The 11961-nt window shown below is 61.8% G+C and carries 6 protein-coding genes; all 6 read right to left on the bottom strand.

From position 1 onward, the window contains the following. The 6 genes from B9N93_RS07460 to B9N93_RS07435 all read right to left on the bottom strand — a co-directional run bounded on the left by B9N93_RS07460 (nucleotide 1) and on the right by B9N93_RS07435 (nucleotide 11740). Nucleotides 1-2592: an ATP-dependent Clp protease ATP-binding subunit gene (locus B9N93_RS07460; RefSeq protein WP_085212327.1), complete on the bottom strand. Its 2592-nt coding sequence runs from the start codon at nucleotides 2590-2592 to the stop codon at nucleotides 1-3. Between the two features lie 37 nt (nucleotides 2593-2629). Beyond that, nucleotides 2630-6835: an FYVE zinc finger domain-containing protein gene (locus B9N93_RS07455; protein WP_085212325.1), complete on the bottom strand. Its 4206-nt coding sequence runs from the start codon at nucleotides 6833-6835 to the stop codon at nucleotides 2630-2632. Nucleotides 6836-6898: 63 nt separating this feature from the next. Beyond that, nucleotides 6899-8587, bottom strand: a complete 1689-nt coding sequence (locus B9N93_RS07450) for an AMP-binding protein (protein ID WP_176225179.1) — start codon at nucleotides 8585-8587, stop codon at nucleotides 6899-6901. Nucleotides 8588-8605: 18 nt separating this feature from the next. After that, entirely contained in the window at nucleotides 8606-8992 is a 387-nt protein-coding gene (locus B9N93_RS07445) for a DUF4280 domain-containing protein (protein WP_085212321.1), read from the bottom strand. Between the two features lie 9 nt (nucleotides 8993-9001). Further along, nucleotides 9002-9952: a type VI secretion system protein IglI family protein gene (locus tag B9N93_RS07440; protein WP_085212319.1), complete on the bottom strand. Its 951-nt coding sequence runs from the start codon at nucleotides 9950-9952 to the stop codon at nucleotides 9002-9004. 138 nt (nucleotides 9953-10090) lie between these two features. Then, nucleotides 10091-11740: a PI-PLC domain-containing protein gene (locus tag B9N93_RS07435; protein ID WP_085212317.1), complete on the bottom strand. Its 1650-nt coding sequence runs from the start codon at nucleotides 11738-11740 to the stop codon at nucleotides 10091-10093. Nucleotides 11741-11961 lie beyond the last annotated feature (221 nt).

The following is an 11961-nucleotide window of genomic DNA, read 5'->3' as shown; positions in this document are numbered from 1 at the left end:
CTAGCCCCCGGCTTCGGCCACGACTTGGACCTCCTGTCCCGTGAACACCAAAGCCCCCTCGGCCAGATCGATCCGCACCCGCTGTCCATCGCGGATTTCGCCCCGTAGCAGCGACTCGGCCAGCGGGTCTTGCAACTTGGTCTGGATCACCCGCTTCAAGGGACGGGCACCGTACAGCGGGTTATAGCCCCATTCGGCCAGGGCGTTGGCGGCTTCCTCGCTAAGGTCGAGTTGGATGTTGCGCTCTTCCAAACGGCGGGCGAGGCGGCGCAATTGGATATCGGCGATGGGGCGCATGGTTTCCAAGGTGAGTTGGCGGAAGATCAGGATATCATCCAGCCGGTTGAGGAATTCGGGCCGGAAATGGCCGCGCACCGCTTCCATCACCTGGGATTGCATGGCCCGCTGTTCCTCCTCGGTCTCCACCGGCTCGATATGCTGGGAGCCCAGGTTGGAGGTCAGCAGGATCAAGGCATTGGCGAAATTCACCACCTGCCCCTGGCTATCGGTCAAACGGCCTTCGTCCAGCACTTGCAGGAACAGGTTGAACACGTCCGGGTGGGCCTTCTCGACCTCGTCGAACAGCACCACGCTATAGGGCTTGGTGCGCACCCGGTTGGTCAACACCCCGCCTTCCTCGTAGCCCACATAGCCGGGCGGTGCCCCGGTCAGGCGCGAGACCGAATGTTTCTCCATGAACTCGCTCATGTCGATGCGGACCATGGCGGCATCGTCGTCGAACAGGAACTGCGCCAGGGTCTTGGCCAATTCGGTCTTGCCGACGCCGGTCGGCCCCAGCATCAGGAACGAACCCAAGGGCCGGTTGGCGTCCTGCACCTGGGTCCGCGCCCGGCGGATGGCTTTCGACACCGCCGCCACGGCTTCCTCCTGGCCCACCACCCGCTCGCGCAGATGGCTTTCCAGGTTCAACAGCCGTTGTTGCTCGGAATCCAGCATCTTCGCCACCGGGATGCCGGTCAGCCGGGCCACGGTGGCGGCGATATCCTCTTCGGTGATGGCGTTCTTCTGGGCACCCTGAGCGGCGTCCAGGTCGATATCGGCGTATTCGGCCAGGGTCTTTTCAGCCTGCGGGATGATCTTGTGCTGTAGCTCCGCCACCCGCACGAAGTCTTCTTCACGGATTTTGATGTCCATCTCGCGGCGGGCTTCTTCCAGCACCTTGCGGGCGTTCTGGATTTCGCCCATGGCGCGTTTTTCCCGCTCCCAGCGCTCCGTGAGTTCGGCGCTTTGGGCCTTCAATTCGGCCAGTTCCTCGGCCAATTGCTGCTTGCGGGCTTCGGCGGCTTCGTGGGCCAGCGATTGCAACTCGATTTCCAGGGCCACCACGCGCCGGTCCAGGGCTTCCAATTCGGCGGGCTTGGCGGCGAGGCCGATACGAGCGGTGGCGGCGGTCTGGTCGATGAGGTCGATGGCCTTGTCGGGCAGGAAGCGGTCGGCGATATAGCGGCGGGCGAACCTCGTGGCGGCGTTCAGGGCCGCCTCGCTGATGTGGATGCCGTGGTGCATCTCGTATTTTTCCTTGATGCCCCGGAGGATCATCAAGGTGGAGGCGTCGTCGGGCTCGTCCACCTTCACCATCTGGAAACGGCGGATGAGGGCGGTGTCCTTCTCGAAATGCTTGCGGTATTCCTCTTGGGTGGTGGCTCCGATGCAGCGGATTTCGCCACGGGCCAGGGCGGGTTTCAGCAGGTTGGCGGCGTCCATCGAGCCCTCGGCCTTGCCCGCGCCGACCAGGGTGTGGATTTCGTCGATGAAGGTCAGCACATTGCCCGCGTCGGTGATTTCCTGGAGCAAGCGCTTGAACCGCTCCTCGAATTCGCCACGGTATTTGGCCCCGGCCACCAACAATCCCAGGTCCACCGACAACACCGAACACCCGCGCAAATCGGCGGGCACGTCGCCCGCCACGATGCGCTGGGCCAGTCCTTCGACGATGGCGGTTTTCCCCACACCCGGCTCGCCGACGATGATGGGGTTGTTCTTGATCCTGCGGCAGAGTACCTGGATCGCCAGCTTGATTTCCTCATCGCGGCCTATCACCGGATCGAGCTTGCCCTCCCGTGCCGCCAGGGTGAGGTCGTGGGCGTACTTGGCGAGGTACTCGAATTCGCCGCCGCCTTCGCCGCTTTGGTAGCCGCCTTTGGGGGCTTGCGCCAGCGCGGTTTTGAGCTTGTCCCGGTCGCCGCCGATTTGGGCCAGGGCTTCCGCCAATTCCGGCAATTCCCAGGCCGAGAGCAGCACATGGTTGATGCCGATGTATTGATCGCCCAATTGGGTGGAAGCCCGCTCGGCGTGGATGAACCAGCGTTCCAGGTCACGGTTGACCGGCGTTTGCTGGGCGTTATTTAGCGCCTTGGGCTGGGCCAGGAGTTGGGCATCGACCTTCGCGCCCAGCGCGGCCAAATCCAGCTTGGCTTCGGCCAGATATTGCCGGGCCAGCCCGTTCTGCGGGGCCAGGAGGGTGTGGAGCAGATGCCAGGGCGTGACATAGCCATGGTCCTTTTCCACCGCCAAACGGCAGGCGGCTTCGATGGCCTCCTGGGCTTTGAGATTGAATTTTTCGATGATCATCGGGCCGTCCTTATATTTTCAGGGAGGGTGGCAGGACTCATAGGGGTTGAGTCGCATGGAAATGCGGGACTTTGCGCTCGTCCCCTCCTTGCCCGTCGCGGGCCTCGAAGCGGATTAGGGGATAGGTCTTTTTCGCGCCGGGCACCTCGATCTGGGTGAGGTCCCCGGTCGGGTTGTAGATATGCAGGTTGGCCTTCAAGGCCAGGGCGATGACCTGGGGGAAGCTGTCCGCGATGCAGTCCTGTTGTTCGGTGCCGCCGAAGAAACCGGGCCGCTCCAGATAGTCCGCCAGCGTGGCCTTGGCGATGCCGGAAGCCCGGACATCGATTTTACCGCTCCTGACCTGCTGGGCGACCGCCGTGCGGAATTGCCGGGCCGTGCCCTGGTAAGCCCCCATGGCGACGAGCGCGGCGAACAGGCAATCGCCATTGGCGGGGACGGCGAGGTTTTTCCGCCGGGCTTGTTCGAGCAAGCGCTGATGGCCTTCGGTGAGCGAATAATTCAAGGTGCCGGAATCCTTGCCCTTGCCCCCCGAACCCTTGAGCATCAGCCCCGGCTTTTCCTGGGGTTTGCCGCCCTTGCCCAGCAGGTCGGTGGCTTTGCCCTTATGGGGTTCCGATTCCTCGATGATCATCACGAATTCGCCGTCGCCATCCTCATGCTTGGAGTCCTGTTTCGGCGGCAGCAGGGGATGTTGGCTGGAAGGCTTGGCTTGAATCTGGGGATGACCGCCCTGACCCAACACCGGATTGCGCAAGCCCTGGGCCAGTTGCGCCTTGGCCGGGTCCAGCACCCGGACCGGGGCGCCGGTTTTGCCACTGAGCAAGGTATCGCAGGCATCGCAGACCCGGACTGGCTCGCGGTGGCCACGGGCGGGCACGGGACGCTGCTTGGACGAGCATTTGCCGCAGAACACCCCGCCGCAATTGCGGCAATGATGGCGGCGGGTAACGAGGCCGAAGCGGACGCCGCAAGCCATGCACTTGGGCGCTTGGGCATCGGGTATCCAATAGGCGGGATTCTTCTGGCCGTCGGGTTTGGGCGTGCGGTCCTCCGCGATCTGTTCTTTGAGACCGCGCCGGGGAGCGTGCAGTCCTTGGGTGGCGTGGTCCAGCTTATAGGCCGCCGAGCGGGTGCGGGCGATTTCCAAGGCCAGTTGGTAGGGGTTGATCGACCACATGAATTCCCCGGCTTCCAAGACCTTCCAGCCGTCTTCGCAATCCTTGTGGTAATCGGTTTTGCGGGCGGCTTCCAGGAAAGTGTCCAGCGCCTTCTTGGCGGTGCCGAACGCCTTGTCGTCGAAGTCCTTGGGAAGTTTCTTGCAAGCCGCGATGAAGGCTTCGTGGCCGGTCAGGAGCAAAGCTTCCTTCGCGGCCCAGGTATCGTCCTTGGCGACATTCCGGCACAGCTTGTAAAGCTGCTTTTTATGGGCCTGCGCGAACCCGTCCCATAGCGTCCAACCCCAGGCTTCCTCCGGCCGGGTTTTCTCGGGATCGCCCCTGAAATCGGGCGGGGTGCGGTTCATGAAGCCGTGGTAGACCAGCCTGACATAGGTCAGTGTGTTGGTGCCCAGTTGTTCCTTGTAGCTGCGGGAGAGCCCCAGCGAGCCGCCCACATCCAGATTGATCCCGGCATGCAGGGGGATGCTCTGGCTCAGGCTGGTGGTCGAGGAGAACACGGGCCGCCAATACTGCAAGACCCAGGCGGTCTTGCCGTCCGGGAGGTCCGAGCGCACGAAATTGATCTCGATATCGGCGAGGCTGAGGGCAGTGGAAAGCTGGGTGAATTCGGTCGTCTTCAGGGGGCCGCTGAAGTTCTGGAAGCTGGGCGCGCCCTTGGACAGCTTGTCGGCCAGGGGGGAGAGATGGGTTTCGATCCATTCCCCGAAATGGGTGGCCGGGGCTTCCTGGGAGGGCGTGTTCAGCCAAGTGCTGCTCTGGGTGGTGCCGGGATAGGACAGCTTGAGGTTGAGGGCGTAGCCGTTGTTGTCCGGGTTCGAGTGGCGCTCGGTGCTGGAATAGGTCAGCGCGACGCTCGCCAGCACGGTCAGGCTGCCGCCGACCGACCAGTTGCGGCCCTCCTTCTGCATCTCCCGGAGCCTTTGGGTATGGGCATCGTATTCGCGCTTGATGTAGTGGGGTTCGCCCGGCCTCTCGCCCTCGAAACCGGCCCCGAACACCTCCACGAACGACACCTCGGCGGACATCCCGCCCAATAGCTCGCGCTGTTCCACCCGGAGGATGGGTTCCTCCATGAATTTCGCGGTGCGGTTGAAGATTTCGCGGGTCTTGGGGTGGTTGGTCAGGGTGATGAGGGCCAATTCGCGGATATTGGCCAAATCCTTGGGCGTGGGCTGGTCGAGCCGGTTGCCGGAGCGCTGGTACAGGGCGCAGGCCCGCGCCCAGGCGAAGATATTGGCCCATTTCTGGGCCAGCCAAGCCGCCCATTGGTAATGGTCCTTGTACTCGAAGGTGGTCGCGTCCTTGACCAAATCCGCCGAGATCGACGCCTCGAACAACTCGGGCAAGGAAGCCTCGGCGGCGGCCTGCACCGTCAGGGTGCTGGTGGCGCGGAAACGCCGGTCGTCCTGGATATTGATCCCGGCGTCGTAGACCAGGGCCAAGCCGACCTTCCCGCCCCAATCGCCGGGCAGGCCGAAGGACAGCCCCAGTTTCAGCGACAGGGAAAAACTCCCGGTGTCGTAGGGCTTGCATTGATACAGGATCGCGCCCACCCCGCCGGTTTCCAGGGCACCGCTCAGCAGCCCCATTGTGCCGCCGCCCGCCGCGAAGAAGCCTTGCAGTCCCGCAACCAAGGCCGTACTCGTGCCGCCCACCGCCCCGCCGCCGGTGCCGCCCACCAAATGGCCGATTTGCAGCAACAGGGGGAAGCTGACGCCGAAGGCCGAGCAATAGATGTTCAGCGCCTTGTCCACCTTGCGCAGCTTCTTGATCCAGGCCAATTCGTCCTTGGCGGCGTCGCGCATCGCCAGGAGTTGCTCGTGTTCCTCCAATTCCTGGTCGATGGCGTCGCGGGCGGCGGTGTATTGGGCGTCGAGGAAAGCCAGTTCGCGGGCCACTTGCTCGTGGTAGTGCTGGGTGGCCTCGATGCGGCCTTTTAGCTCCTGGACCGAGCGGGCGTATTCGGCCCGCATTTCCGAGCGGGGATAGGCTTGCAGCTTCTTGAGGGTTTCGCTTTCGGAGGCCAGTTGCTCGTGCTGGGCGGGGATGAGCGCGATCAGGCGTTGCAGTTCCAGCTTCTTGCGGGCGATGTTGGCCTCGATCCGGTTCACGTCGGTGCGGAGGTCCAGCCCCGCGTCCACCACCTTCTGGTTGAGCGCCCGGAATTTCTGGTTCAAGGGGGCGAACATAAGTTCCGCCATCCGCGTTTCCTGGCTGTGCATGTCCTCGGCCCCGGTGGTCGTCGCGGCGGTTTCCCGCAACTGCCGTTGGCAGAGTTCCAGGCTTTCGATGAGTTCCTGGCGGTCGCGGACGCTGCGCCGCAACCCGCGGCGGAACCGCTTTTCCTCCGGGTCTTGGGGATGGTCGCGGCGGCTTTCGAGGATCGTGTCGGCGCAATAGGCGATTTCCTGGATCAGGCGGTCGATGCCTGCCTGCGCCAGTTCCCCGCATTTCCGGGCCGAGAGGCCGGAAACATCTTCCCCGTCCTGTCCCAGGAGGGCCAGCACCCTGCGCTTGACCTCGTTCTCGGTTTCCTTGGCCTGTTGGTATAGCAAACCGGCCTGGCGGGCCTCGCCCAGGTCTTCGTGCTGGTATTTCCCGAAACCGTGGGTCAACGCTTCGCGCTCGTCGCGTCCCAATTGCGCCCTAACCCCGAGTTCGGTCATCGCCACGGTGGTATCGTCCAGGGCGTCGTCCAGCCAATGCCGGTAATGCTTGACCAGGGGCGCGGAATCGGTGGGCGGCAAGCGCATCCAGCTCAGGACCGACAGGCCCAACAGCCCCCGCACGCTGGTATCGAAATATTCGGGGTTGCGCTGGCGCAGGGTGTCCAGGAAGGCCTGGGTTTGCGAAAGGCTGTAGAGGCTGATGCAGCGGTGCGCCCGCAGTTCGTCCGGGTTAAGCCCCGTTTCTTCGTCGATCCGGGTGCGCTCCCTGCCCAGCCACTCATGGTATTTCTGCAATTGTTCGCCGAGGGTGGCCGTATCGGGTGCCTTGGCCCCGTAGGCGCGGAAAGCCTCGTTGCGCTCCATATCGGCCTTGAGTTGTTCGAGCTTGGGCATGGCGTGTCCCCCTTCGGGTCCGGTTTGGCAATGGATGGTTTTGTGTCAATCAAGGCCGGGCGTTCAGCCGTCCAGGGCCAGCAGTGCGCGTTTCAATTCCGACAAGGCTTGGTAAACCGGGTCGCGCTGGCGGCGGTGCAGTTCCCCGGTCGGGTAATGGGCTTGGCACCACGCGGGATCGGCTTTGCCTTCCTCGTCGCGCCGGGGCAGGAGCTTCAGGTGTTCGATCCGGTCCGGCAGGAACTCCCGGCCCATCTCGCCCGCGATGCGTGTTCGCAACGATTCCTCGTCCGCCGCCTCGCCGAACACCAGCAGCACTTGCAAGGGATCACCCACGCCGGTGGGCATTTCCACCAAGGCCGAGTAGGCCACCCGGCCCGCCAGCACATCCAGCACTTCCTGAACTGGGTAAGTACGCCCGACCCGGCCCTTCGGATATTGGCCCAGATGGAGCCAGCCACCCCGGTTCCGGGTCAGGAGATAGGGCGCTGGCGTCCAGACGATTTCCTTCCCGCCGCGCTGGCCCAGGCATAAACGCCCGCTGCCGCCCAAGGCGGGCAATTCCGGGGCGGCCACCGCGCCCAGTTGCCAACAAGCCGCGGCGGCGGGCACGGTCTCGGGATGGGCCGCGCCTTTGCGCCGGACCGAGAACAGCAGCGCCCCGCCCAAGGCGGTATTCCACAGGAGGTTCCCGGCGTAGCAATCTTCTAAACCCAAGCCCGTGACGAACTCCGTCCACGAGGACAAATCCTGGGATTCCGCTGGATGGCGGAACCAATACCGCCACGGCTTCACGCCCTGTGGCGGTTGTTTCCGCAACACCTCGCGCAGTTCCAAGCTTACGCCCAGCACCGTGATGGGCTGTTCCAGCAGACGCGCCGGGTTCTGTTCCACCTCGGCCAGTTCGATCTCCACCCAACAGCCCCCGCAGAGCAGCACCGCCAAAGCCATGCCGGGTTGGCTTTCCAAAAAATGCCAGCCGGGCGCGGCGCAGAACGATCCCGGCCTGACCCCCAAGGCCAGGAAGCCATCCCGCAACGCGCCCAGATACAGGCCATCGGCGTCCAGCGGGCGCGGCACATCCGGCGTAGCACTGGCCGGGTCGAAGCACAGCGCGACCACATCGGTTCCCGCGTACACATGGGAACGGCGCGTGGGCGCGGTTGCCACGGCTTCGTCGGGCAGGGCGCTATCGCGCCAGCTTTCCGGGAGCCTCCGCAACCACAAGGGCTCCAAGGCCAGCCAACGCGGGGCCAGGTTTTCCAAGCGGCGTTGGACGAAGGCCGGTCCCTGCGGCGGCAAGACCGAGACCACCAAGCCCAACCTGAGCCCCGCCAGCACGGAAACCAGCCAGCGCGGCCCCGGCGGATGGAGGATCGCCAAGATATCCCCGGCCTCCACGCCCGCCTGTTCCCAACGCGCCGCCAAGCCCTCGACCGCCGCGCCCAGTTCGGCATAGGACCACGTTTGCCAAGCCCCGCTCTCGAAGCAGGCCAAGGCCGGGGTGGTGGAATCCCGCTGGCGTCCGATCAAATCGTGATGGAAGTCGTAATGGCGCGAGGGGGCGCTTTTGGTCACGCCAGGTTGCCGCCGCTCCCATTGCCCGTGCAGCGCCTTCCAGAACGCTGCGGGAGCCTGCCAACTCCGTTCCAGCCAAGCCCAATCGGCCACCGCGACCGGCCCTTCCAGCCACAATCCGGCTTCGACCTGGGCGAAATCTTCGGCGGCGATGGATTCCGGCCCTTCACCCACCACGGCGGCCCCGGCGCGTCATCCCAGTTGCACCGTGGCCTGCCCGGCGAACTCGATGCTGATCACCCCGGCCCAGCAGCACATCAGCTTGCTGGAATCGCTGAGCGCGGGCATTTCGCCGATCAGGACGGTGGGTTCGCCGACGATCCAGGGCGCGACGGTCACGGGTATGCAAGGCATGGGCGTCAACACACCCAGCGCGGCGGCGGTGGCGGCGATCACTTCGGGGTTGAGGATGCTCGAACACATGCCGAACGGCAGCACGTTGAGCAACGGCACATTGTCCACGATGCTGGCGGCGGGCATTTCCACCATCACCGGGGTAACTGGCAAAACCTCCAGGGTGGAGGGCGTGGTGCCGAAGGAGCATTTGAGCACGGCGTTTCCGGTCACGAGGAAGCCCATGGCGTAGTCCTATTCGTCGGTGAAGGAATCGATATCGACCTTGAACCATTCCTGCATGGCCTGCCATTCCGGCGAGTCGCGCTGGTCGGCATAGTTGAGCAGTTCGCCGATGTTGAGCGCCTGCAAGCGGGCGAAGGTCGCGAAAATCTGGGGGAAATAGAGCTTGGGATCGAAGTTGGCCAAGGTCTGGTTGATATCGTCGGCCACCAGCGCGGCGCGGGGGAATTTCTCCTCCGCCACCAGTCGCTCGAACGCCGCCAGCTTCCTGAGCAAAAGCGCCATGGGGTAGGACAGTTCGCCCTCCAATCCCAGCGCCGGTTTGGGGGCGGCCCGCCGTTCGGGCTCGGGTTCGGGTTCCTCGGCCTCGGGGATTTCCTCGACCGGCTCGGGTTCGGGCTCGGGTTCCCGATAGACCAAGCGTTGGAAATTGCGCAGCCATTCGCGGATTTTGCTGGACACGTCGAGGACGGTGCCCGCGCCATCTCCCAGGCGTTCGCCGATGCCGGGACCGAAGGCTTGCACGGCATCCAGCACCGGGTCGAGTTCCTCGGAGGAGGTGTCCGAGAGCCAGCGGTTCCAGGTCGGCGATTGCTTACCTTCCTCGTATTGCAGGGTTTTCAGCACCTGCTTGAACAGCCAGTTCAGGCTGAGTTCCACCTTCTTCTCGCGCTTCTCGACGGGGCCGATGGCTTCCCATTGGTTCAGGACGGTGTTGCCCAGCGCTTCCAGCACCTCGCCCCAACTCGCCACGCCCTGTTCCAGCCAATGCCCGTAGAGGAAATAGCAGATCAGCCGGATGTCGTAGATGCCCTCGGCCAGCAGCGCCTCGCTGGCCTGGGCGGCGGCGGCGTGGTCGCCGTTCTGGACCAGCCCCGCGATTTCGTCGAAACGCGGATCGCCCGAATCAAGGCCGGGATGCTCCGTGACCGGCAGTTCGCCCAACAATAAATCTATACGCATGAGAGTGGCTCCCTTGGATTCAGGGTGGGTTGGCCGGGGCGTGGGCGACCCTTTGCCCCGGCGCTTCGTACCGGGTCGCGGCCCGCCAACAGGGATGGTCCCGAACCGGCGGGTTTCGCCAGCATCAATCCGCCTTGGTTATTTCCAGTTTGTATTGAGCGCAATAATCAGGCCGCTATTATTGGCGCAAGAAAAGTCCATATGAATGAAGTTGGGCCTGATGTAGACGTCTTCGCCTATTCTCAAATTCCCATTCCATGATATGAAATCCACATGCCTCACTTCGCCTTGGCGGCCCCTTAAGGTAAGGCATAAAAACGGCAGGGTGCTATGGGGACCGCCGCCACGGTTGCCGTTCAAAGGGGTTTTGGCTTTGGTTCTAATATCGCCGGCCCCGATTTTTTGGGTGCCCATCTGGGTCCAGGACATCTGGAATAGATAATTGTCCGGCAAAGCTTTAAAGGCGACCGCCTTGTTTAGCTGTCCATGAATCATATCCCTAACGCTGCCTTTACCGGTATTGCCGCCAAATATGTATAGCCGCTGCGCGTTATATTGGGGCGCTGGATTGGTGTCCCGCTGATTGTCCCCTTTCAGGTTGGAGAATGGGAAAGTAACATCGAAGATTTCAGGATGATTTTGCTGTAGGTTCATTTGCCGAATCTTCTCATCGTTCTCAAGCAGCATAACGATTGTTCCCCTCAGACGACTGAGTTGAACTTCGGCGAGGGTTATGTTTTGGGTTTGGAACGCATCGTTGCGGGTACAAAGATGGGGATGCAATTTACGGATGGCATGTTGCAAATATTGCAGGTCATGGGTATGGGTAACCTTATAGAATAGGACTTCGCTGGGGTTTTCGGTAATGAACCTAGCTAAGTCATCGAGCATCCTATCGGCCTTGGCCCCCCACACCCCTTGCCCCATCTCCGCATGTAGGGCATACCATTGCCCTTTATCTTTTTCGGCTATCCTGATATCGAGATAACGGACTCCCGCCCTGCATTGGTTATAGATCGACAATTCATGACAGATTCCCCATGATTTCGCGCTCGCGCCTTTTGTGATTGGACGGTTCGCAAGGTCATTGGGATCGTCGTAAACGCCCGCATCGTGGCTACCCGGCATGGTGATTTGGCGCAAAGGGGTATCATCGGCCAACTGATCCATCCAATTATGGAGGTTTCGGTTATCAGGGGATAATGAGGATATTGTGTCAAGTAGATTCTGTAATTGGATTCTGGTATTGGTTTGTTTGTCCCGTAATGCGCTGATGCTATTGGTATGCTTGTCAATGACGCTTTTAAAGCGCATGTCGTTCTGCAATTTATCCCTGAGTATGACTATCGCCTCTTGATCGCTTGCCTGCCTTAATAACATGGTTTTAAGCGTATCTAACTCTTCCTTTTTGTTCTCGTCCGCAGTGGACCCAATACATTCGTCGATTTTCAAAGAGATATTATCGTAAACCTGACTCGACAGGCGGCTGTGGACCAGTTGTATGGGGTTTATTTTATTGAGCAATTCGTTGAGCTTGGACCGGGTATGTGAAGCCGTGCTTGAAAAACTTCCCAATCCCGATTTCTTATCGATGGCCTTACTGAGGTCGCTGTCAGTGTCAGTGAGGTTTTCATTAAGGTAATCATATGCCTCGTTGTCATTCCCGAGCGTGAATAGATGATCCAACACTTCCTTCAACTTGGTTTTCTTCGCTCCTAACGAAGTCGATGACATGCACTGGTTGAAGTAAAGGGAAATCAGGTTTGCGACCTTTGGAGTAAGTGCCATTTTTGCCTCCGGGAATACGTTGTTATCGTGGGTAGCGCAATCGCATATAAAGAAAAAGCGCGGGTTGAAACATCGGTTTGAATATCAACCTAGTGTTTTGTCAGCCTTGCGGAACGGGATTGCCGTAGGGCGGGTTAGCGGTAGCGTAACCCACCAATTCCGGTTCGCCATCCCATCCGGCGGGTCGCGACCCGCCCCACCACGAGTGACGGGCCACCAAG

The organism is Methylomagnum ishizawai (assembly GCF_900155475.1).
Lineage (GTDB): Bacteria > Pseudomonadota > Gammaproteobacteria > Methylococcales > Methylococcaceae > Methylomagnum > Methylomagnum ishizawai_A.
The sequence above is the reverse complement of the archived record's forward strand: the minus strand, read 5'-3'. Positions and strand labels throughout refer to the sequence as shown.